Here is a 22171-nt window from a genome sequence, read left to right as displayed (position 1 = left end):
CGCCGGGAGCCAGCGGGTCACGCCCGGTTGAACGGTGCGGACCCGGGTTCAGTTGCGCGCTTTGAGCCGCTCCATCGCGCGCTTGCGAGCCGGGGACTCGATCCACTCGATCGGCACCGCGCGCAGCAGGCGGCCCGCGATCCGGGCGTTGACCGAGGTCACCAGGTCGGTCGCGGGCAGGCCCGGCAGCCCGTAGAGCCGGCGCGCCCAGGCCGGCAGCAGGCCGATCGCCAGCGCCGACACGCTGAACGCCGCCCCGCGCACCGGGGTCAGGCCGAGCCCCCACGGCAGCGGCGGCACGGTGAGGAAGATGCCGGTCGCGGCCGAGTCCGCGGTCAGCTCCAGCTCGGGCCGCATCGAGGCGTAGTAGGCCTCGACGGCCGCCACCGAGTCGGGGACCGTCGCCGGGTCGAGGCCGACCAGCGCCGCGGTGCGGGTCTGCTCGCGGAAGTACTCGTCGGACTCCTCCGGGGAGAGCCGCAGCCCGCCGCGCAGGACCGCGCTCAGGAACGACTCGACCTCGGTGACGTGCACCCATCGCAGCAGCTCGGGCTCGTCGACGCGGAAGCGCTCGCCGGTGCGCCGGTCGACAGCGGTCATCCGGGCGTGCAGCGCGCGGACGCGGCGGCCGGCGCGCTCGGCCTCCTCGGTGGTGCCGTAGATCACGGTGGTCACGTAGGTCGAGGTGCGGGCCAGGCGGCCCCAGGGGTCCTGGCGGTACCGGCTGTTCTGCTCGACCCCGGCGACCGCGCGCGGGTGCAGGGCCTGCAGGTAGAGGCTGCGCAGCCCGCCCACGGTGACCATCGGCTCCCGGTGCACACGCCACGTGACCGAGTCGGGACCGAAGAGGCCGTGGTCGGTCACTGCGCCATTTCTTCGGCCCGCTTGAGCTGGCACGCCGGGCACAGCCCCCAGAATGTGACCTCGGCCTCATCCAGCACGAAGCCGTGGGCCTGCGACGGGGTCAGGCAGGGCGCCTCGCCGACCGCGCAGTCCACGTCGGCGATCTCGCCGCAGCCGCGGCACACCACGTGGTGGTGGTTGTCGCCGACCCGCGACTCGTATCGCGCCGGGCTCCCGGCCGGCTCGATCCGGCGGGCCAGCCCGGCCCGGGACAGCGCGCTGAGCACGTCATACACCGCCTGGGTCGAGACCGTGTCCAGGCGCGAGCGCACCCGGGCCGCGATCTGCTCGACGTCGAGATGGCCGCGGGACTGCTCGAGGACCTCCAGCACGGCCAGCCGGGGTCGCGTCACTCGCAGACCCCGGGCGCGCAGCAGATCTTCACCCGACACACTTCCATGAGACCACGCAGCCTGGAACCGTTCAAATGTTTCCGGACTCTTGAACCCCGGAACTCGCCCGCGGGTACGCCCCCGCGGGGAGGATCCGTATCTGAAGGAGGCTTCGTGTTCGATCGTGTAGCCGGTATTCCGGCCCACCCGCTGTTCATCCACGCGGCGGTCGTGCTGGTGCCGCTGCTGGCGCTGGTCGCGGTCCTCTACGGGGTGTGGCCCGCGAGTCGCCGGCACATCCGCTGGCCGCTCGTGGCGTTCGCGATCCTGGCTCCGGGCTCGGTGTTCTTCGCCAAGGAGTCCGGGGAGTCGTTCAGCGCCAACAAGGCGTTCCAGTCGCCGCAGATGCGGGCGGCGATCGAGAGCCACGAGGAGTACGCGGACACGCTGTTCTGGGTGATCCTCGGGCTGGCGGTGGTGGCCTTGGTCATGGCGTTCATGATCCCGGCGACCCGGGACGGCTCGGCGAGGATCAAGGCCCCGGCCGCGGCGCACTACGCCGCCGCCGGCCTGTCGGTGGTGCTGGCCGTCGCCGCGGCGTTCTACGTGTACAAGACCGGCGACTCCGGCGCCAAGATGGTCTGGGACGGCTTCTAGAACAGCGCTTCTAGAACAGGGCGCGGCCGCAGAGGATCAGGAGCACGACCACCAGCACGGCCCCGGCGAAGATGCCCATGCCCTTCGTCAGGATCGTGGCCGCCTGCTCCTCGCGGTCGAGGTGCTCGCCGTCCTGGGACGGCAGCGTGCGCGGCGGGGCGGGCGGCTCGACCACGGGCGGGCGCCAGCCGTGCGGCGGCGGGGTGGTGCGCGGGGCGCCGGTGTAGGGGACGCTCTGGGGCCCGGGCGGCGCGGGAGGGGGCGCGGCCTCGGTGCCCTCGGCGGGGCGTCGCCAGTACGCGTCGTCGCTCACGCGTCGACAGTACCCATCACCGGGGTGAGCCGGTCGGTTCACCCCGGTGACGGGCGCCGGGGTCAGTCGTTGCCGAGTTCGCGCAGTTCGGCCAGGGACATCGGGCGGGTCGCGTCCGGGTCCGGCTGGTCCGTGTGCTGCTGCAGGCGAAGCGTGTCCTGCTCGTCGGCGGGGAGGTCGGCGACGGGCTCGGGGGTGGGTTGTGTCATGCCGCGAGTGTGACCTGTGCACCCCGAAGGCGACTGTCGTCATTCGGCCACTTTCCGGCAAACTCGCGGGAGTAGTCTCGCTGCCGTGGCTGGTACGAACGGGTGGGCGCCCACCGATGAGCAGCGCGAAGTGAGCTTCGAGGACTTCGCCGACGAACTGGTCGTGCTCCCGGATCACACGACCGACGACACCGACTCGGGCTGGGGCGAGCGCGCGGCGACGAACGACGACCGCCTGCTCTCCGACCGCCCGCCGCACTGGGACTAAGGACACGCGAGAACGCCCGGCCCGCTCGCGGACCGGGCGTTTCTGCCGCCGGAGATCAGGACGAAGCGGACGAGCTGCCGGAAGAAGACGACGACGTCGTGCTGCCGGCCGGCTTCGACTCGGTCTTGGTCTCCGTCTTCGTGGTCGTCGACTCGCTCTTCGTCTCGCTCTTGGAAGACTCGGTCTTCGTGGACGACGAGGACGAGGACTTGCCCGAGTTGCGGGAGTCGGTGCGGTAGAAGCCCGAGCCCTTGAACACCACGCCCACCGCCGAGAACTGCTTGCGCAACCGGCCCTGGCACTGCGGGCACTCGGTCAGCGGCTCGTCGGTGAACGACTGCACAGCTTCGAGCTGGTGGCCGCACACCGTGCAGGCGTACTGGTAGGTAGGCACCGCTCAGCCTCCATCATTGGCACTCTGATACTTCGAGTGCCAATGATGCGGTATCGCACACCCCTTCGTCCAATGGACGTGCGCGGGGTCATAACCCAGCAACGCTCCGCAGACGTGCTGGTCATGCGGTTCGGCCGGGAGCCGCGGCCGCCATTCGCCGGGGTAGAGCAGCACGAGCGCGGGCGCCCCGGCCCGGTGCAGGGCCCGATCGTAGGAGCCGCCGCCCTGGCCGAGCCGGATGCCGTCCTCGGCCACGGCCAGCCCCGGCAGCAGCAGCAGGTCCGCCCGGCCGATCCCGTCCGGGCCCAGCCGCGGGCCGGTCGGCTCGCGCATGCCGCGGCGGCCCTCGATCAGGGTTCCGTCGTACGGCGCCCAGTCCAGGTCGCCGTCGTCGAGCAGGACGGGCAGCAGGAGTCGCTCGGCCACCCGGGCCAGGGCGGCAACCAGCTCCGGGCCACCCGGCTCGAACGCCATCGGCACGTAGGCGGCCACGGTCCGGGCGCCTGCCTCCGGTACCAGATCAAGCACGGCGGCCACCAGGGAGCGGTCCGCGTTCGCCCGATCGGCGGCCGGCATGGCCCGGCGGACGGACCGGATGTGCGCTCTGAGCTCGGTTTTGGGGGACACCCCAGGCAGCACCACTCGATTCCTCCCGATCTGTGACAGCATCGCATCATGACGCTGCGGGCGCGCCTCACCGCCGCCTTTCTCGCGGTCGTCCTGGGCCCGGTGCTCCTCGGCGCCGTGTTCGTCGGCATCGCCGTGGCCACCGTCAGCGACCAGCGTGCCTCCGAGCGGCTCGGCGCCGGCGCCGACAACCTGCGGGCCGCCCTCGCCGTCACCTGCCAGCGGCTGCGGCTCGCGGCCGAGACCGCGGCGCTGCTCGGCGACCGCCCGGACGCGGCCCAGACCGCCGTCGGACGCGGCCTGGCCCGCACGGTCGAGGTGACCGGCCCCGACGGCGGCGTGCTCGCGAGCGCGGGCGACCTGCCGCCCCGGCCCTGGGCCGACTGCGCGGCGCCGACCGGCAACGCGTTCGCCGCGCTCGCCGCCTCCGTCGACGTGCTCGACGTGAACGGCCGGCGGGCCGGGCGGGCGTACGCCGTCGAGCCCGTCGACTCCACCCTGCTGGGCTGGCTCGCCTCGGCCAGCGGGGTGCGCGTCAGCTCGCTGGCCCCCGGGCCGGCCCCCACCGCCGAGGACGCCGCCATCGCCGAGCTCGCGCGCGGGCTGGTGCCGGGCGCGACCGGCACCACCGACGGCGGCCGGCTCGTGCGCCGGCTCGACCCGCAGCCGGGCCAGCCGCTCACCCTGGCCGTGAGCGTCCCCGCCCCGGACGTGCAGGGCCTCTACGCGGTGCTCGTCGCCGTCGTCGTCTGCGCGGGCCTGGTCGCGATCAGCGTCGCCTGGTGGCTGGCCCGCTCGACCACGCAGCCGCTCACCGAGCTCGCCCAGGCCGTCGAGCGGGTCGCGGACGGCGACCTCGGCGCCCGGGTGCCCGTGCGCAGCCAGGACGAGGTGGGGCGGCTCGGGCAGACGTTCAACCGCATGACGCGGGAGATGCAGGGATACGTCCAGGCCCTCACCGCCAGCCGCGACCAGCTCCGCGGCCAGCTCGGCGTGCTCGGCGACACCCTCGCCGGCACGCACGACCTCGAGCGCATCCTCCAGGTGATCCTGCAGACCGCGACGGCCGCGACCGGCGCGCAGGCCGGGGTCGTGCTCATGGCCGACCCGGCCGGCGTCGAGCTGCGGGGCCAGGTCGCCGAGGGCCTGACCGCGATCCCGGGCGGCATCGACGTGACCGAGCTGCGGCTCTCGCCGGGGGAGGGGCTGCTCGGCACGGTCGCCGCGTCCGGAGAGCCGCGGCGGGGGCGGGTCGACCGCGACGGGCCCGCGCTCTCGGCGAACGAGCCGCGGTGCGTGACGTACGTCGCGGTGCCCATCGCCGCCCCCGCGGCCGGCCCGACCACCGGGCTGGAGCCGTCGACCGAGCGCCCGCCGGCCGCCCGCGGCGTGCTCGCCCTCTACGACCGGCACGGCTTCGACGAGTTCGACGACGCCGACCTGGTGACCTTGCGCACCTTCGCCGGGCAGGCGGCCGTCGCCGTCGACAACGTCCGGGTGCACGAGGAGGCCCAGCGGCTCTCCCTCACCGACCCGCTGACCGGCCTGTCCAACTACCGCTACCTGCGCGAGTCGCTGCGCCGGGAGGTCGAGCGGGCCAGCCGCTTCGGCCGCGACCTGGCCGTGCTCGCCCTCGACCTGGACCACTTCAAGGAGGTCAACGACGGCTACGGCCACGCCGCGGGCGACGCGGTGCTGGCCGAGTTCGCGCGGCGGCTGCGCGCCGAGATCCGCGAGGTCGACTTCGCCTTCCGCCAGGGCGGCGAGGAGTTCGTGGTGCTGCTGCCGGAGACCGACGCGGCCGGCGCGGCCACGCTCGCCGAGCGGCTCGGCGCGGCCGTGCGGCGCAGCCCGGTGCTCGTCGTGTCGGCCTCGGGCGCCCCGGCGCCGCGTCGGATTCCCGTCACCGTATCGATTGGCATCGCGGTGTTTCCGCACCACGGCGCGACCGGGGCGGCGGTGCTCGAGGCGGCCGACGACGCCCTGTACGCGGCCAAGGCCGGCGGGCGCGACACGTATCGGCTGGCCGCGGGTGGCGGTGGCGCGAAGGCGAGCGCCGAGGTGACGCCCGGCGCGCCAAAGGCGTCGCAACCACCGCGACAGAGCCGCGGCGGCTAGCCTGCTTACATGCCTGACACGACTCCTCACCAGTCCGCGACGCGTCAGCGGGCTGTCAAAGCCGTGATCCCGGCGGCGGGGCTAGCCACCCGCTTCCTCCCGGCAACCAAGGCCGTCCCCAAGGAGCTACTGCCGGTGGTCGACCGGCCCGTGCTCCAGTACATCGTCGAGGAGGCGGCCGCCGCCGGCATCAGGGACATCCTCCTGGTGACCGGCCGGGGCAAGACCTCGATGGTCGACCACTTCGACCGCCGCCCCGACCTGGAGGCCCGCCTCATCGAGAAGGGCGACACCAAGCGCCTGGAGGCGATCAAGCGCCCGGCCGAGCTCGCCGAGATCTACACCTGCCGCCAGGCCGAACCCCTCGGGCTGGGGCACGCGGTGTCCTACGGCGAGTCCCACATCGGCCCCGAGCCCTTCGCGGTGCTGCTGGGCGATGAGTTCTGCGACGAGGCGGAACCCCTCCTGCCGGCCATGCTCGACCTGCAGGCCCAGACCGGCGGCATCGTGCTCGCCTTCATCGAGGTCGACCCCGAGGAGACCAACCGCTACGGCATCGCCGCCGTGGAGCCCTGCGACCTCAAGGTCGACGCCGGCGAGACGGTGAAGGTGACCGCGCTGGTCGAGAAGCCCAAGCCGGAAGAGGCCCCGAGCAACCTCGCCATCGTCGGGCGGTACGTGCTGCCCGCCGAGATCTTCGACGCGATCCGCCGCATCGGCCCCGGGGCCGGCGGCGAGATCCAGCTCACCGACGCCATGGCGCTGCTGCTGGCGGAGGGCACCCCGGTGCACGGGATCGTCTACCGGGGCACCCGGTACGACACCGGCATGCCCCTGGGGTACTTGCAGACGGTCGTCCAGCTCGCGGTGCAGCGCGACGACCTCGGTAACGCGTTCAGCCAGTGGCTGACCCAGTTCGTGGAGAAGGATCTGCGCGGGTGACAGCGGTTCCAGCGACGGGCTCCCACCACGACGCGGCGCGCGACGCCGGCGTCGGGCCGAACGCGCGCGTCCCCCTCGCCGACTATCTCGCCGGCGTGCTCCGTGGGCTGCGCCCGTTGCCCCCGCTGGACCTCGAGATCACCGCGGCGCACGGCAACGTGCTCGCCGAGGACGTGGTCGGGCCGGGCCCCGTGCCCGCGTTCGACCACGCCGCCATCGACGGCTACGCCGCGCGCTTCGACGACATCAGCGACGCTCAGCCGGGCCGGCCGGTCCGGCTCAGCGTCGTCGGCGACCTGGTGGCCTCGAGCTGGCGCCCGGTCCGCCTCACCCCCGGCACCTGCTTCTCGGTCGCGGCCGGCGCGCTCATGCCGGTCTCCGCCGACGTGGTGGTCCCGCCCGGGATGACCGACCAGGGGATGGCCGCGGTCGAGGTGTACCACCCCACGAAGCGCGGCCACGGGGTGCGCCGCGCCGGCGACGAGCTGCCGGCCGGGGCGATGCTGGCCCGGGCCGGCGCCTACGTGACCCCGCCGCTGGTCTCGGTGCTGGCCGCGAGCGGCATCGGGCACGTCGTGGTCCGCCCCAGCCCGCGGGTCGTGGTCATCGCGACCGGGGACGAGCTCGTCGACGTCGGCCGGGCCAGCCAGCCGGGCCAGGTCGTCGACGCCAACTCGCACGCGCTGACCGCGGCCGCCGCGGAGGCGGGCGCGCACGCGTACCGCGTCGGCATCTGCGACGACGACCCCGAGGGCCTGCGCGGCCTGCTCGACGACCAGATGCTGCGGGCCGACCTCATCATCACCACCGGTGGCACGGGCACCGGCCCCGGCGACATGGTGCGCCGGATCCTCTCGCGCACCGTCGTCTTCTCCGATCTTTCCGTGTACCCGTGCAGCTCCCTCGGCTACGGAACGGTCGGCGGCCCCAACGGGGTGCCGATCGTCTGCCTGCCCGGCGACCCGGGCGCGGCCCTCATCGGCTTCGAGGTGCTCGCCCGCCCGGTCATCCAGCTGCTGGCCGGGGCCGATCCCGTGTTCCGTCCGAGCGTGCGCGCCCACCTGCTGGAGACGGTCAGCTCGCCCTCCGGGATGCGCGAGTTCCGGCCCGCGTACATCACCGAGCGCCGCGGCGGCGGGTACACTGTCGCTCCGCTCGCCGGTGGTCCGTACACCCTCTCCGGCCTGGCCGACGCCAACGGCCTCATGGTGCTGGGGGAGAAGGTCATCAGCGCGGCCGCAGGCTCCACGGTGGACGTCATACTCTTGGATAGGCGGCGATGAGTCAGCCCGGTTGGCCCGCAGTCCTCAAGGACGGTCCGGTCACGTTGCGTCCGTACCGGCGATCCGACGCGCGCACGTGGTCCGAGGTGCGCAGGGCCAACGAGCAGTGGCTGGGCAAGTGGGAGCCGACGCCGTACGGCACCTGGCACGACCTGAACTCCGTGGCCGCCTTCCGGGCCGTCCACGCCGACCTGCGCCGGGCCGCGCGCCACGGCACCGCGATGCCGTTCGCGGTCTGCTACGAGGACCGGCTCGTCGGGCAGCTGACGCTCGGCAACATCGTGCGGCGGGCGTTCTGCTCGGGCTACGCCGGCTACTGGGTCGACTCCCGCGTCGCCGGCAAGGGCATCATCCCCACCGCGCTCGCCCTGGTCGTCGACCACGCCTTCGCCGTCGGCGGGCTGCACCGCATCGAGGTCAACATCCGCCCGGACAACGCCGCGAGCCGGCGGGTCGTGGAGAAGCTGGGCTTCCGGCAGGAGGCCTACCACCACCGGTACCTGCACATCGACGGCGACTGGCGCGACCACCTCGGCTACGCGATGACCACCGAGGATCTCGCCGGCGAGGGCGGCCTGCTCGCCCGCTGGCACAAGACCCTCGCCTCGACCTAGACATTTCGGTCTTTTCGGACAAATCCGATTTGCCCTTTCGGGCGTTTCCTCCTGCGTGTTGACGTGGTACCGGCCCCGGCGCGTCGTAAGGTCATGAAACGGAGTTACCGCGTTGTAACTTCCACAGACTTGGATGACTCGCGCGCCTGGGGGGACCGGCGCACGAGGCTGGAACAGGAGGGGTGAGGGTGCCGACCTCGGTGCTCCTCGCCGTCCTCGCCGCTGCTGGGCTCCTCGCCCTGGCGCCCGCACTGGTGCGCCGATACGACGCAACAGAGCGGCTGGTGGCGGAGCGGGCGTTGTCGACCGCGCGGGTGCTGTCCCGCGCCGATCGACGCCGCCGTACCGTGCCCGGCCGCCGCCCGGTCAACCCGCCGCGGCTGCTCGTCCCGCGGGTCTCCTCGGCCGCCGGCCCGCTGCCCGCCCCGCGCCTGACGACCGTGTCGCCCGCCGCCCGCCGCCGGGTCCAGCGCGCCCCGCGCGCGATCTACCGCCGCCGCCGGGTGCTGCTCGCGCTCGTGCTGCTGAACCTCGCCGAGGTGTGCGGGATCACGCTCGTGAGCCCCGGCTTCTGGGTCAGCTTCGCCGTGACCGGCGGGCTCCTCGTCTACTACCTCGCGCACCTGCGCACCCGGGCCCTGCGCGACCGCCGGCGGCGGCGCGAGGAGGCGCGGTACGCGGCCTGGATCGCCCGCCGTCAGGCCCAAGTCCGCCGCGAGCAGTCGCGCCGCGCCGCCGCCCGCCGCGAGGCCCTGGCCCGTCAGCTGGCCGAACGGGACCGCGCGCGGCGGGAGGCGGCCCGCCTGAACGCCCTGCGTGGGCGCCCCTACGACACGCGGGCCTCGGGACAGTGAACCCGTTCGCAATCCCTCTCCACGACCTGTTAGTCTTAGCGCCGGTCCGCTTCACCGGGACCGATTGGGGTTGTGGCGCAGTCTGGTAGCGCACCTCGTTCGCATCGAGGGGGTCAGGGGTTCGAGTCCCCTCAACTCCACCAATAGGCCCAGCCTGTTCACAGGCTGGGCCTGTTCGCGTTTGTGGTGGAGTTGGTTCCTCGCGCTCGCTTCGCTCGCTCCCCAGTGGGGGCTTCGCCACCCACACCCCCATTGACCGGCTCGCGGTCCGTTGTTTGCTCGCGGTTGTCTTTGCTTTGCTTCGCTCGCTCCCCAGTGGGGGCTTCGCCACCCACATCCCCATTGACCGGCTCGCGGTCCGTTGTTTGCTCGCGGGCTCCTTGCTCGCTTCGCTTCGCTCGGTGGCGCGGGTCACGTAGCGTCCGGTTTGCTGAGTGGAGCTGGGCGAGCGAAACGGGAGCGGAGCATGGCTGGGGAGCCGATTGAGCGCTTGGTGGTGCGGGTGCGGGATGCCTTGGCTTCGTGTGGGGAGCTTGAGCTTCGGCCGCCGGCTACCGAGGAAGCGGTGGCTGGGTTTGAGCGGCGGGTTGGGGTTCGGCTGCCCTTGCCGTTCCGTGCGTTCGTGCTGGGGGTGGCTGACGGGATCTGGGTCGACGACGAGCCCTGGCTGTATGGGCTTGATGACGTGGCGCTCGAGGTCGGCAACGGTCTTGGCGATCCCGGTCGGGCGTTCTCGTATGGGGAGGCTGAGGCTTCTGCGATGCTTTTGGCCATTGCTGGGCTTTCCGACGGCGTTGGCGTCCTCGATGACTCGCGGGTGGCTGGGCTGCAGAAGAGTGGGGACCTTGATGGGTGCCTGACCATTGCCAACCATGGTGGCAATGACTTCTCGGTTCTTGTGGTCACCGGGGAGCAGGCCGGGTGGGTTTGGCGTACCGGGGAGATCGATGTGCCGGAGACTCGGGAGCTCTACTCGGGGGGTCCGGGGGCTACGCCGCTGGACTTTCTGGGGTGGCTTGAGGTTTGGGCGGAGGAGTTCGGCTGATCCCGCCGCTACGAGTTGCAGGCCGTTGATCGTGGGGGTGTGTGTGGTTACTCAGGGTGATTGGGTTGTTTGGAAGAGGGCTGGGTGACCTGGCGGCTCGGGCAGCGTACTGTGAGCCAGTCTCGTAACCGATTGCTGGAGTCCTCCGTGAAGCTCTCCATCCTGATGCCGGTGTACAACGAAGAGGCCCGGCTGCCTGACGCATTGAAGCAGGCCCTCGCCGTTGACTACCCGTGCGAGATCGAGCTCGTGGTCGTCGACGACGGCAGCAAGGACGGAACGGCGCAGATCCTGGCCGCGGCGGACGACAGCCGGCTCCGGCCGATCACGCACCCGCGCAACCAGGGCAAGGGCGCGGCGATCAAGACCGCCGTGGCCGAGGCGACCGGTGACTACATGGTCATCCTCGACGCCGACCTTGAGTACGACCCCAACGACATTCCGCGGCTGCTCGACCCCGTGCTCGACGGGCGCGCCGAGGTCGTCTACGGCAACCGGACGTTCGGGTCGCACAGCTCGTTCTCGTTCTGGTACGTGATGGGCAACAAGGCCGTCACGACCGCCGCGAACATGCTCTACAACTGCTACCTGTCGGACCTGGAGACGTGCTTCAAGCTGATGCCGCTGGCGATGTACCGCTCGCTGGCCGTCAAGTCGAAGGGCTTCGGCATGGAGGCCGAGGTCACCGGCAAGCTGCTGCGCCGCAAGGTGCGCCCGTTCGAGGTGCCGATCAGCTACGCCGCCCGCTCGCGGGAAGAGGGCAAGAAGATCACCGCGATGGACGGGGTCGAGGCGCTCTGGATTCTGCTCAAGGAGCGGATCCGTAAACCCCCGAAGAACATCTGACGGCGGTGTCCGGCGGTCGGGTGCGCCGACCGCCGTCGATCCGCAGCTCAGCACGGGTCGATGTTCGGTATTCAGCCGCGTGATTCGCTATTCGTACGACAAAGTCTGACCGATCGATGGAGCCGGGAGCCCCGGCCTCTGAGGATCATGAGCCCGTTGTGACCCATCCCTCGTCCTATCGGATAAGGGTCCACTCAACGGGGAGTTCAGCCAGTGACTGAATCGCGCCTTCCCAGGCGCACCTCGATGACCCGGATCGCGGTCATCGGTGCGGTCGCCTCGGCCCTCGTCGCCGCCGGAACCACGGCGGCGTTCGCGGCGCCTGAGAAGCAAGGCACGGCCGGCCCCGCCGGCAAGAAGCAACCATCCCACACGCTCGACTACCAGGCGGACGGCGCCGAGCTCAAGGCCCAGTCGCCCAAGGTCTCGGGCAAGTTCCGCTCCGGCGGCCGCGGCGCGGTCGCCAACGACTACATCGTCGTGCTCAAGAACGGCAAGGCGACCCAGGACCAGGTCACCGCCAGCGCCGGGGCGCTCACCAAGGCCCACAACGGCAAGGTCGGCAAGGTCTGGTCGAAGTCGCTGCGCGGCTTCACCACCACGATGTCCGAGGCCGACGCCCGCAAGCTGTCCGCCGACCCGGACGTCGCCTACGTCGAACAGAACGCCCTGTTCAAGAAGTCCGACGTGCAGAACACCCTGCCGGACCCCAACAACTGGAACCTCTGGGGTCTCGACCGGATCGACCAGGCGTTCCAGCCGCTCGACCACAAGTACACCTACCCCGCCGCGGGCAGCGGCGTCACGGTGTACGTGCTCGACACCGGCGTCAACGCGGCGCACCAGGAGTTCGCCGGCAACGCCGGATTCCAGCACTCCTGGTCGGCCAAGTGGAAGGACGACCAGGTCGCCGATTGCGGCACCCCCGCGCCCGGCGCGGACGACGACGGCCACGGCACCTTCGTGGCCGCCGAGATCGCCGGGGCGAAGTACGGCGTGGCCAAGCGCGTGCCGATCGAGTCCGTCAAGGTGCTCGACTGCACGGGTGGTGGCTACACGGACCAGATCGTCGACGGCATCAACCACGTCACCGAGACCGCGGTCAAGCCGGCCGTGGCGAACATGAGCCTCGGCGGCGAGATCAGCCCGGCCATCGACGACGCCGTCCGGGCGTCGATCGCCAGCGGCATCACCTACACGATCGCCGCGAACAACCACAACAAGGACGCCTGCACCGAGTCGCCGTCCCGGGTGCAGGAGGCGATCGTCGTCGGAGCCACCGACGAGGCCGACTTCCGGGCATCCTTCTCGAACTACGGCCCGTGCGTCGACCTGTTCGCCCCCGGCGTGCGGATCGAGTCGGCGTGGTACCAGAGCACGAACGACTACGCGTGGGCCGACGGAACCTCGATGGCGGCGCCGCTCGTCGCGGGTGACGCGGCCCTGCTGCTGCAGGCCCACCCGGACTGGACCCCGGCCCAGGTGCAGGCCGCGATCCTCAAGGCGGGCGTCAGCGGGACGGTCCACGCGGCCGGCCCCGGATCGCCCACCAAGCTGCTGCGCATCGGCGAGCCCGCCTCGGTGACCAGCCAGCAGTTCGGCCTGCGGGCCCGCGCCAACGGGCTCGTCGTGACGGCGGAGAGCGGCGGCAACCAGCCGATGACCGCGAACCGCTTCAACAAGGGCGCCTGGGAGGGCATCACCGTCGTGGACGCCGGTGGCGGCCTCGTCGGCCTGCAGTCCAGCGCCAACAACAAGTACATCACCGCCGAGTCCGGCGGTGCGGCCCCGCTGATCGCCAACCGGGCGAGCATCGGGGCGTGGGAGAAGTTCACGCTGGTCAACAACGCCGACGGCAGCGTCAGCTTCAAGGCGGCGGTCAACGGCAAGTACGTCACCGCCGACCTCAACAACGGCGGCAAGCTCATCGCCAACCGCGACGCCATCGGCGCGTGGGAGACGTTCGACTTCGCCGGGGCGGCCACCACGATCGCCCTGTACGCGCCGGTCAACGGGCGCTTCGTCACGGCGGACAACGGCGGCAACTCGCCGCTGATCGCCAACCGCGGGACGATCGGGCAGTGGGAGCAGTTCGACGTCGTGGACGCGGGCGGCTACCTCGCCCTCGTCGCGCACGCGAACAACAAGCTCGTCACCGCCGACCTCAACAACGGCGGCAAGCTCATCGCGAGCCGCACGGCGATCGGCGCCTGGGAGAAGTTCACGGTGGTCCACTCCGCGAACTTCACGGTGGGCTACTACGCGAACGCGAACAGCCGGTACGTCACCGCCGAGAGTGGTGGTGCCGCGCCGCTGACCGCGAACCGCACCGCCATCGGTGCCTGGGAAGTGTTCCAGTTCGTGAACGTCGGCGAACTGCTGTAACCGCTGTACCGAACTCCCCCTGCCGGTCGGCCGACCGGCAGGGGGAGTTTCGTTTGGGCACGGCGTACGGTGGCGCGGTGAGCTTCGGTCAACCCGTCGCGTCCCTGGAGATCCAGGTCGCGTTGTCCTGGGCCGTCCGCCGGGCGCTGGAGTTCCGCGAGCCGAGCGTCAGCGCCGAGCGGGCCGCCGACGCGATGCTGCGCATGCTCGGCGCGGACGAGGTGCGCTGGCAGATGCTGCCGGGCTGGGGCGCCTCCGGCGAGGGCGTGCCGGTCGCGCAGGAGGACGAGGTCGAGGCCACGCTCCGGCTCGCGCACTGGCGGGCCCGCCGGGACCTGCGCCGCTCGGCCGCCGACCCGCTGCCGGAGTGGGATCCGCGGGTGCGGGTCGGGCTCGGCCGGGCCCTCGCGGCCGCCGCCGAGGCGCCCTCGATCCGCTGCCTGGGCTTCCGGCTGTTCCTGCGCGCGCTGCTGGTGGAGTGCGCCTCGCCGGGGGAGTGGAGCGAGTTCATCCGCCGCTTCCACCTGCGCCCCGACGAGGAGTTCCTGCTCGACGGCACGCCCCCGGTCAGCTCGGCCTCGGCGTTTCTCAAGCCGGTCCGCAAGGGCGACCCGGTGCTCTCCGCGCTGGCCGCCCCCGCGGTGCTGCGCGGCGAGGCCGTGCAGCAGGCCGTGCGGGGCGGCTGCGCCCTGGTCGGGCAGGCGCACGCGGTGATGGCCGTGTGCGCGCTGGACTACCTGATGGCGATCACCCGGATCCGGCTCGCCGACGACGCCGTCGCGACGAACGGGGGCGCCCGGGCGCTGGCCGAGCTGGGCGTGACGTATCCGGATGTCAAGAACTTCGCGATGGACCTCTCGCCCGGCCCGGCCGAGATCCCGCGCGAGGACAAGGCGTGGCGGGCCGGGCGGGGCGACCCGCCGTTCGGGGCCGACCTCTACCACGCCGCGGGCGAGGCCGCGCGGCTGGCGAGCGAGCTCGGGCACCGGTACGCCGGCTCGTCCCACCTGCTCTTCGCGATCGCCTCGGACGCGACCGGCCCCGGGGCGCAGATGCTGCGGGCGCACGGCGTCGACCCGTCCGTCCTGGCGATGCGCCTGGGCCGGGAGCTTGCGCCCTGACCGGATCGCGGCGCCGGGCCGGGCCGATCGACGGCCAGGTCGGTAGGCTGCGACGGTGACCGGGCGACTGCTGGCCATCAGCGACCTCCACGTCGGCTACGCCGAGAACCGCGCGCTCGTCGAGCAGATGCGGCCCACGCACCCCGACGACTGGCTCATCGTGGCCGGCGACGTGGCCGAGCGGTTCGCGGACGTCATGTGGGCGCTGCGCACGCTCAGCGAGCGGTTCGCGAAGGTCATCTGGGCGCCGGGCAACCACGAGCTGTGGACGCCGCAGAACGACCCCGAGCAGTCGCGCGGGGCGGCGCGGTACGACAAGCTCGTCGACGCGTGCCGCGAGCTCGGCGTGCTCACCCCCGAGGACCCGTACGCGCTGTGGGAGGACCGCCTCGCGATCGCCCCGCTCTTCGTGCTGTACGACTACTCGTTCTGGCCCAAGGGCGCGACCTCGACCGAAGAGGCCCTGCGGATGGCGCACGCGGCCGGGATCGTGGGCACCGACGAGGCCCTCCTGCACCCCGACCCCTACCCCGGGCGGGCCGAGTGGTGCGCGGCCCGGCTCGGGCACACCGAGGCCCGGCTGGCCGCGATCGACGGCCCCACCGTGCTGGTCAACCACTTCCCGATCGTGCGCGAGCCGACGGATGTGCTGTGGTACCCCGAGTTCGCGCTCTGGTGCGGCACGACCCGCACGCGTGACTGGCCCACCCGCTTCAACGCCGAGGTCGTGGTCTACGGCCACCTGCACATCCCGCGCACCACGTGGCACGACGGCGTCCGGCACGAGGAGGTCTCGGTCGGGTACCCCCGCGAATGGAGCAAACGGGCGACCCCGCCGGCGCAACTCCGCCCGGTTTTGACCCCTGCAACCTAGAACGGCGTAGAACGTCGCCCGGGCCCCACAGCCGGCCCGGATTCGGCAATGATCGATGCGCAACCCCAACCATCCCGGGAGCGCAGATTGCGTCAGCATGCCCTGCGCCGTTCGCTGCTGTCCGCCGCAGCCACGGCCACGATCATCGGCGCCATGGCGGTGCCGTCCGGGCCGGCCTTCGCCGCCGGCACGGCCACCATCACCGGCCACCTCACCGACTCCTCCGGCCAGCCCCTCGCCAACGCCGCCGTCCAGGTCTCCAACTCCCAGGAGACGTTCCAGGTCACCACGGACGCGAGCGGCGCCTACAGCGCGCCGGGCCTCGACGCCGGCACCTACACGATGTCCTTCGTCCCGGCCGGCGCGCAGTTCCGGCAGTACGCCCACCAGAAGCGCACGTGGGAGACCGCCGATCAGATCGCGGTCGCCGCGGGGGCCACGGTCGTCGTCGACGACCAGGCGCTGCCGTCCGGCCGGATCACCGGGTCGCTGCACAAGCGCGACGGCTCGCCGGTCGCGGGCGCCTACCTCACCGCCTACACCGCCGACGAACAGGTCATGGCCGGCGTCACGAACACCGCGGCGGACGGCACGTTCTCCTTCGAGCTGCTGACCGGCGCATACAAGATCCAGTTCTACCAGTATCCGCTGGTGTACCAGTGGAACGGCGGCACCTTCACCTTCGAGTCGGCCGCCGCGATCACGGTCGTGGCCGGCCAGGCGACGCCGCTGGCGGAGACCGTCATCGGGACCGGCTCGATCGCCGGGCGGCTGCTCAAGGCCGACGGCACCCCGGCCGCCGGCGTCAGCGTCTCCGCCAACGTGCTCGACGGCCCCGGCCGCTACGCGACGACCGGCGCGGACGGCCGCTACCGCATGGACGACGTGCCGGTCCGCGCCGACTGGTACGTCGCGTTCAGCGGGCCGGGCGGGCGGACGCAGTACGCCCACGGCAAGCTCACCCAGGAGTCGGCCGACCGCGTCGCGGTGACCGAGGACCAGGTGACCACCGTGGACGACCAGCTGTTGCCGACCGGGTCCGTGCGGCTCGTCGCCCACGACGCCACCACCGGCGCGCCGCTGACCGGCTTCTGCGCGTGGGAGGCCTACTCGGGCGTCGGCGGCTGCGCCGAGACCACCGAGCTCGTGGTGGCGGACATGTTCGTGGGCACCTGGCACTTCTCGGTCAACCTCGGCGACCACCGGCACTTCGACGTCATCGACCAGCCGGCCGTCGTCACCGCGGGTCAGACCACCACGGTGGACGTGGCGATGCGCCTCGGGGCCTCCCTCACGGTGCCGATGACCGCGCGGGCGAGCGGGGCCGCCGCCGACGGCTGTGCGCAGGTCGCCCGGTCCGGGGGCGAGTTCCCGGTCCCCTACGGCTCCGGCTGCACCGACTGGCAGTGGCCGCCCACCCCGGGCTCGGTGCTCATCGGGCCGCTGGAGCCGGGCACGTACCAGGTCTTCGCCGACCCCAGCGACAGCGCGCTCGGGTCGCAGTGGGTGGGCGCGACCGGCGGCACCGGCGACCGCGACGCGGCGGCGTCCGTGACCCTCGCCGCCGGCGACCAGGCCACCCTGGCGCCGGTGCGCTTCGACGGGGCCGGCTCGATCCGGGGCACCGTGACCGACGTGAGCACCGGCGCCCCGGTGCCCTACGCCTGCGTCTCGGTCGTCGCGCGGACGCCGGGCTTCAGCGGCGACGGCTGCAACCAGGCGACCGCCGCCGACGGCACCTACACGATCGGCGGGCTCGGGCCCTACGCGTGGCCGGTGCAGTTCTCGCACCAGGCCTACCAGTGGCGCTGGTCCGGCAACAAGGTCACGCGGCCCGAGGCGACCAAGGTGACCGTGCGCGTGGGCAAGAGCGTGGCGGCGAACATCAAGCTGCGCACCGGGGGCGGCACCGTCTCCGGCACCATCAAGGACGCCGCCGGGCACACGATCGACGGCACGGTGATCGCCTACAACGCGGTCACGGGCGAGGCGGTCTCGCTCGGGGCGCAGGCCTACGGCGGCGGGCCCTACGCGCTGTCGCTGCTCGCGGCGCCGCAGCCGGTGAAGCTGTTCTACTACGCCGGATTCGGGCACAACGGCTGGGCCGGCGGCACCGACTTCGCGTCGGCCACGACCTACCAGGTCAAGAACAACAGGACGACGACGGCGAACATCGTCGTCCCGTGACACGGCGGTGGCCGGGACCCGCACGGGGTCCCGGCCACCGGTTCGGATCGGCGCGCTACAGGCCGTACCTGCGGTCGAGCGCGAGGTTGTGGTCGTCCAGCCCGGGGATGTACGACGACGTCCCCGACGCCCCGAAGGACGCCGCCGCCGGGGTCACGCCTGCCCAGCGCTGCAGGGCGGAGGTGGCCTTCGCGGTCTCGTCGGGCTTGAGCGCCGCGATGTTCGCGCCGTGGTTGGCGCCCGCCGCCATGTACCACTGCGAGTCGCGGGTGAACGGCCCGAGGCGGAACGGTTCCGAGCCCCAGGGGTCGTTCGCGCCGTAGACGAACAGCAGGCGGCTGCCCGCGAACTTCACCCAGATGTCGATGTCGAGCATCGTGAACGGCTGGAACCGGGGCACGAGCTCGCGCGGGATGTAGGACTGGGCCCGGTCCTGGCCGCGGTAGTGCTGCAGGCCCTTGAGGTGCGGCTGGGAGGTGTCCGGGTAGCCCAGCTGGTACGAGGCCTGGAAGTAGTACGTGATGTAGGGCGTGATGCCCTGGTCGGTGTTGGAGTCCAGACCGTAGATCAGGTCGATCCAGTTCCAGATGTCGTCGCTGGATGCCGTGGCCGGGGGCACGTCGGCGCAGTCGCTCTCCAGGCTGTACTGCCAGAAGGCCCACGTCGTGCCGTTGACCATGAACTCGAAGGCCCGGTCGACGCCGCCGACGATGTCGAAGGTGCGCTGGTTCTCGGTGGCCCAGGCCTGGTACCGCGCGACGAGCTCCGCCCACCGCTGGAAGGCCGCGATCTGCACGCCGTCCAGCGCGGCCCGGCACTGCGCGGTGCCGACCTTGGTGAAGAACTTGTCGTACGCGGAGTCCTCGTCGTTGACGACGTCCTGCGGCGCGACGTACGCGACCGTGCCGTCCACGTCGTCCGGGTAGAAGCGGCGGTGGTACACCGAGGTCATGCCGCCCTTGCTGGCGCCGGTGGAGACCCACTTCTGCGCGTAGATCGGCTTGAGCGCCTGCACGATCCGGTGGTGGTCGGTGGCCGCCTGCCAGATCGTCATCTGCTGCTGCCAGTTCGGGTTCGCCGGGCGCGACGGGGTGAAGAAGCGCTGCTCGACGGAGATCTGGTTGCCGTCGATCAGCCGCGTCGGCTCGGAGCGGAACGCGTACTCGGGCACGTTGTAGCCGGTGGTGTGCAGCACCATCGGCCGGTCGGTGCCGCGGTGCAGCAGGGTGAAGCGCTGCTGGAACGTGCCGGCCCGCGGGTTGGTGTGGTCGACCGGCTGGGTGATGCTGAGGATGAAGAAGCGGTACGGCGCGGCGACCGGCTGCTCCGAGAGCACGGTGAGCCCGGGCACGGCCGCCAGGCGGTCCTTGATGTCGGTCTCCGTCGCGGCCGACGCGGGCGCGGCCACGGCGACGGTGCCGAGCATCCCGAGCATCAGCGCCACGCTGAGCAGCGCCCGTCGGAATCGGGTCATGCGGTACCTCCACATCGAGACTTTCCGCTGTCTCGATGGAAGCTACCGGCGATCCGGACTATTCGGCCCCGCTCGTCCACCCTCGCAGTGGATCGAAGAGGGCGATCGGATGCGCGGTCGCGCCGGTGAGGCACAGGTCGGCGAGGATCTCCCCGACGACGGGGACGAACTTGAACCCGTGCCCGGAGAACCCGCAGGCCACGGTCACCCGCTCCCGGCCCGGGTGCCGGGCGATCACGAAGTGCTCGTCGGGCGTGTTGGTGTACATGCAGGTCTTGCCCCGCAGGAAGCGCCCGGGCGCGGCCGGCACCCGCTCGGCCAGGTGCCGCGCGAGGAACGCGATCTCCTCGTCGCGGATGGCGCGGTCGATGGTCTGCGGCGTGGTCGTCTCGCCCCGCCGGAAGAACGCGAACTTGACCCCGCCGCCGGGGCCGTCGAGGGCCGGGAAGCCGTACACCTGCGTCCCCGGCGGGTCCTCCCAGATGAAGATCGGGTGCCGGTCGGGCCCGAAGCTCGCGATGTCGCCGCTCGGCTCGAACCAGAACTGCACCTGCCGCTCCACCACGAGCGGCACGCCGAGCTCGGGCAGCAGCTGCGGCGCCCACGCGCCCGGGCAGATCACGAGCGCGTCCGCGCGGTAGGTCCCCGCCGCGGTGCGCACGGTGACCCCGCCGCCGTCCTCCGCCCACGCCTCCACCGGCTCGTGGAAGCGCAGCTCGGCGCCGAGCCGCGCGGCGAGGTCGAGGTTCGCCTGGACCGCCGCCTCGGGCCGCAGCACGCCGGCGTTGCGCTCGAACAGCGCCACCTCGCCGTCGCGCGGCGTGAACTGGGGCCACCGCCGGCGGATCCCGGCCGCGTCGAGCATCTCGTGCGGCAGGCCCCACTGCTCGGCCGCGCGCCGGCTCCCCTCGACGGTGAGCGATGCCGGCGGGCCCATGAAGAGCCCGCCGGTCAGCGTGAGCAGGTCGCGGCCGGAGTCGCGCTGCAGGCGCTCCCAGAGCTCGTAGGAGCGCAGGATCAGCGGGACGTAGGCCGGGTCCTCGAAGTAGGCCTGCCGCGTGATCCGCGAGCCGCCGTGGCTGGAGCCCTGGTCGTGGGCGGGGCCGAAGCGCTCGAGCCCGAGCACCCGCTGCCCGCGGGCGGCTAGGTGATAGGCGGCCGAGCTGCCCATGCCCCCGAGGCCGGCCACGATCACGTCGTACTGCTGCGCCATCAGGGCAGCGTAGCCACCCTTGCTTGCTTTCTGATCACGGTCGCCAGCGCGACGGCGGCGAGCGCCAGGCCCAGGCCGGCCGCCGGAATCAGGCGCTGGGTCTCGTAGGCCGCATAGGCGTTCGTCAGCGCCGGGCCGGGCCAGACCAGGTATCCCCAGGCCACGATCGTGGGCCACGCCATGAGCAGCACCGCGAGCGCCGCGAGTTCGCCGACGGCCACGCGCTGCCAGAGCGGGGCGCGGCGCAGGCGATAGCCGATCCGGGCGGCGAGCAGCCAGCCCGCGGCCAGCCCGAGGACCGCGCCGGCCACGGTGAGCGGGGCGGTGAAGGCGGGCAGGGCGGGGGCCATGTCGACGAGGAGCATGGTGTTTGAGCCGATCGCGGCGACCTGTACGTAGGCCTCGACGCCGCCGCGGGTCGCGCGCAGGGTCCCGTCGAACTCGGTGGGCTCGACCTGCCAGCCCGCCGCCGCCAGCCGCGCGCCGGCCTCGTCCGGCGTGACGTGCGGCGGGCGCACGGCCTGCGCGATCACCCGGCTGCGCAGGCCGAAGGCCTCCGGCCGGCGCTCGGCGCGGTGCCCCGTCGCGGTGCCCGCGACCACGCCGAGCAGCTCGCCGGCGACCGCGTCGTCCGGGCGGCCCGCGACGGCCCAGCCGGACACGCTGCCGAGCCCGGCCCCGAGCCCGCCGGCGATCAGCGCGCTGAGCACCGCGGCGAGCACCATGACCCGGCCGGTCGGGAGCCGGAACCGCTGCCGCAGCCCGCCCGCGACGATGTCGCGCACCTCGGCCGCGGTGGGCCGCTCCCGCCCGGGCTCGGCGGCGTCCATGAGCGTCGTGAGGATCTCGGCGCCGTGCCGGCGCCGATAGCGCGCCGGATAGGCCAGCAGCAGGCGACGGTACCGCCGGGGCAGGGCATCCGGAACGCTCACGCGGTCACCGGGCCCGGGCTGGCCCGGCGCCGCAGCCGCTCGGTCGCGGCCGCCGCGTGCCGCCGGAGCCGCTCCGCCTCGGCGGCCAGCGCGCTCGCCCCGCCGTCGGTGAGCGTGTAGTAGCGGCGCAGCCGGCCGTCGACCGCCTCCTCCCGCTCCACGACGATGAGGCCCTGCTCGACCAGCCGGTCCAGCGCCCCGTAGAGCGTGCCCGCGCCGAGCACGACCTCCCCGCCCGACAGCGCGCTGACCTCCTGGATCAGCCCGTAGCCGTGCCGGGGCCGCTCGGCCAGCGCGGTGAGGATGAGGAACGTCGGTTCCCGCATGGCAGCCATGCCCGATACGTTACGTCTGGCGAGGCATATCGGAAACCGTACTGACATTCGGTAGCCGAATGCCGTCCCGTCGTGGTGGCACGTTTCCGGGATTCGTCGGTCTCGGCGCGCCCCTAACGTATTGCTCAACAACGACTTCTCAGGGGGATGCGATGAGCGACTACGACATGGGCGACACGGGTCACGGCGACGTCGACTACGGCCACTACGAGGCCGGTCAGGAGCACGGCCAGATGGACCAGCTG

General features: G+C 72.4%; 23 protein-coding genes and 1 tRNA gene. 14 read left to right on the top strand and 10 right to left on the bottom strand.

What is annotated here, in order from left to right:
- Positions 1–48: 48 nt before the first annotated feature.
- Together ABT369_RS14215 and ABT369_RS14210 are read right to left on the bottom strand one after the other, a co-directional pair.
- Positions 49–864, bottom strand: a complete 816-nt coding sequence (locus ABT369_RS14215) for an oxygenase MpaB family protein (protein ID WP_350612176.1) — start codon at positions 862–864, stop codon at positions 49–51.
- On the bottom strand, positions 861–1295 hold the full coding sequence (locus ABT369_RS14210; RefSeq protein WP_350612175.1) for a Fur family transcriptional regulator: 435 nt from the start codon (positions 1293–1295) through the stop codon (positions 861–863). The genes ABT369_RS14215 and ABT369_RS14210 overlap by 4 nt, the downstream gene beginning before the upstream one ends.
- Before the next feature lie 114 nt (positions 1296–1409).
- Here ABT369_RS14210 and ABT369_RS14205 point away from each other — a divergent pair, with 114 nt between their 5' ends.
- On the top strand, positions 1410–1892 hold the full coding sequence (locus ABT369_RS14205) for a DUF2231 domain-containing protein (protein ID WP_350612174.1): 483 nt from the start codon (positions 1410–1412) through the stop codon (positions 1890–1892).
- 10 nt (positions 1893–1902) lie between these two features.
- Here the strand turns inward: ABT369_RS14205 and ABT369_RS14200 are convergent, their stop codons facing one another.
- Both ABT369_RS14200 and ABT369_RS14195 read right to left on the bottom strand, forming a co-directional pair.
- Positions 1903–2205, bottom strand: coding sequence for a translation initiation factor 2 (locus tag ABT369_RS14200; RefSeq protein WP_350612173.1), 303 nt, complete (start codon positions 2203–2205; stop codon positions 1903–1905).
- Between the two features lie 62 nt (positions 2206–2267).
- The gene (locus ABT369_RS14195) at positions 2268–2414 is read right to left on the bottom strand and encodes a hypothetical protein (protein ID WP_350612172.1); all 147 of its coding nucleotides are present in this window, start codon (positions 2412–2414) and stop codon (positions 2268–2270) included.
- Positions 2415–2499: 85 nt separating this feature from the next.
- On the opposite strand from ABT369_RS14195, the gene ABT369_RS14190 reads away from it, so the two are divergent.
- Entirely contained in the window at positions 2500–2682 is a 183-nt protein-coding gene (locus ABT369_RS14190) for a hypothetical protein (RefSeq protein ID WP_350612476.1), read from the top strand.
- A gap of 55 nt (positions 2683–2737) precedes the next feature.
- Here ABT369_RS14190 and ABT369_RS14185 read toward each other — a convergent pair whose 3' ends face one another.
- Positions 2738–3076 (bottom strand): FmdB family zinc ribbon protein, encoded by a 339-nt coding sequence (locus ABT369_RS14185; protein ID WP_350612171.1) that lies wholly within the window; start codon positions 3074–3076, stop codon positions 2738–2740.
- 3 nt (positions 3077–3079) lie between these two features.
- Entirely contained in the window at positions 3080–3745 is a 666-nt protein-coding gene (locus ABT369_RS14180; RefSeq protein WP_350612170.1) for a 5-formyltetrahydrofolate cyclo-ligase, read from the bottom strand.
- 6 nt (positions 3746–3751) lie between these two features.
- Here ABT369_RS14180 and ABT369_RS14175 point away from each other — a divergent pair, with 6 nt between their 5' ends.
- The 12 genes from ABT369_RS14175 (at position 3752) to ABT369_RS14120 (ending at position 17972) form a co-directional block, all read left to right on the top strand.
- Positions 3752–5821: a GGDEF domain-containing protein gene (locus ABT369_RS14175; RefSeq protein WP_350612169.1), complete on the top strand. Its 2070-nt coding sequence runs from the start codon at positions 3752–3754 to the stop codon at positions 5819–5821.
- Positions 5822–5830: 9 nt separating this feature from the next.
- A complete protein-coding gene (locus ABT369_RS14170; RefSeq protein ID WP_350612168.1) occupies positions 5831–6763 on the top strand; it encodes a UTP--glucose-1-phosphate uridylyltransferase in 933 nt (310 codons plus the stop codon).
- Positions 6760–8046, top strand: coding sequence for a molybdopterin molybdotransferase MoeA (locus ABT369_RS14165; protein ID WP_350612167.1), 1287 nt, complete (start codon positions 6760–6762; stop codon positions 8044–8046). The genes ABT369_RS14170 and ABT369_RS14165 overlap by 4 nt, the downstream gene beginning before the upstream one ends.
- Positions 8043–8660, top strand: a complete 618-nt coding sequence (locus tag ABT369_RS14160; RefSeq protein ID WP_350612166.1) for a GNAT family N-acetyltransferase — start codon at positions 8043–8045, stop codon at positions 8658–8660. Before ABT369_RS14165 ends, ABT369_RS14160 begins: the two co-directional genes overlap by 4 nt.
- Before the next feature lie 182 nt (positions 8661–8842).
- Entirely contained in the window at positions 8843–9514 is a 672-nt protein-coding gene (gene sepX / locus ABT369_RS14155) for a divisome protein SepX/GlpR (protein WP_350612165.1), read from the top strand.
- A 66-nt stretch (positions 9515–9580) separates the two neighbouring features.
- Positions 9581–9657: transfer RNA gene (locus ABT369_RS14150), tRNA-Ala, on the top strand.
- A gap of 323 nt (positions 9658–9980) precedes the next feature.
- A complete protein-coding gene (locus tag ABT369_RS14145; RefSeq protein ID WP_350612164.1) occupies positions 9981–10559 on the top strand; it encodes an SMI1/KNR4 family protein in 579 nt (192 codons plus the stop codon).
- Between the two features lie 147 nt (positions 10560–10706).
- Positions 10707–11405 (top strand): glycosyltransferase family 2 protein, encoded by a 699-nt coding sequence (locus tag ABT369_RS14140; protein WP_350612163.1) that lies wholly within the window; start codon positions 10707–10709, stop codon positions 11403–11405.
- A 213-nt stretch (positions 11406–11618) separates the two neighbouring features.
- Positions 11619–13790, top strand: coding sequence for a S8 family serine peptidase (locus ABT369_RS14135; protein ID WP_350612162.1), 2172 nt, complete (start codon positions 11619–11621; stop codon positions 13788–13790).
- Positions 13791–13867: 77 nt separating this feature from the next.
- The gene (locus tag ABT369_RS14130) at positions 13868–14911 is read left to right on the top strand and encodes a Clp protease N-terminal domain-containing protein (RefSeq protein ID WP_350612161.1); all 1044 of its coding nucleotides are present in this window, start codon (positions 13868–13870) and stop codon (positions 14909–14911) included.
- A 55-nt stretch (positions 14912–14966) separates the two neighbouring features.
- Positions 14967–15785, top strand: a complete 819-nt coding sequence (locus ABT369_RS14125; RefSeq protein WP_350612160.1) for a metallophosphoesterase family protein — start codon at positions 14967–14969, stop codon at positions 15783–15785.
- An 87-nt stretch (positions 15786–15872) separates the two neighbouring features.
- The gene (locus ABT369_RS14120) at positions 15873–17972 is read left to right on the top strand and encodes a carboxypeptidase regulatory-like domain-containing protein (RefSeq protein ID WP_350612159.1); all 2100 of its coding nucleotides are present in this window, start codon (positions 15873–15875) and stop codon (positions 17970–17972) included.
- Positions 17973–18027: 55 nt separating this feature from the next.
- Here the strand turns inward: ABT369_RS14120 and ABT369_RS14115 are convergent, their stop codons facing one another.
- Genes ABT369_RS14115 through ABT369_RS14100 form a run of 4 tightly spaced genes read right to left on the bottom strand, consistent with a single transcriptional unit; the run spans position 18028 to position 21917 of the window.
- A complete protein-coding gene (locus ABT369_RS14115; protein ID WP_350612158.1) occupies positions 18028–19446 on the bottom strand; it encodes a S28 family serine protease in 1419 nt (472 codons plus the stop codon).
- A 58-nt stretch (positions 19447–19504) separates the two neighbouring features.
- Positions 19505–20659 (bottom strand): N-methyl-L-tryptophan oxidase, encoded by a 1155-nt coding sequence (gene solA / locus ABT369_RS14110; protein ID WP_350612157.1) that lies wholly within the window; start codon positions 20657–20659, stop codon positions 19505–19507.
- Positions 20659–21591, bottom strand: a complete 933-nt coding sequence (locus ABT369_RS14105; RefSeq protein WP_350612156.1) for a hypothetical protein — start codon at positions 21589–21591, stop codon at positions 20659–20661. Before ABT369_RS14105 ends, solA begins: the two co-directional genes overlap by 1 nt.
- Positions 21588–21917: a PadR family transcriptional regulator gene (locus tag ABT369_RS14100; protein ID WP_350612433.1), complete on the bottom strand. Its 330-nt coding sequence runs from the start codon at positions 21915–21917 to the stop codon at positions 21588–21590. Before ABT369_RS14100 ends, ABT369_RS14105 begins: the two co-directional genes overlap by 4 nt.
- Positions 21918–22171: the final 254 nt, after the last annotated feature.

This window comes from Dactylosporangium sp. NPDC000244 (genome assembly GCF_040300725.1).
Lineage (GTDB): Bacteria > Actinomycetota > Actinomycetes > Mycobacteriales > Micromonosporaceae > Dactylosporangium.
The sequence above is the reverse complement of the archived record's forward strand: the minus strand, read 5'-3'. Positions and strand labels throughout refer to the sequence as shown.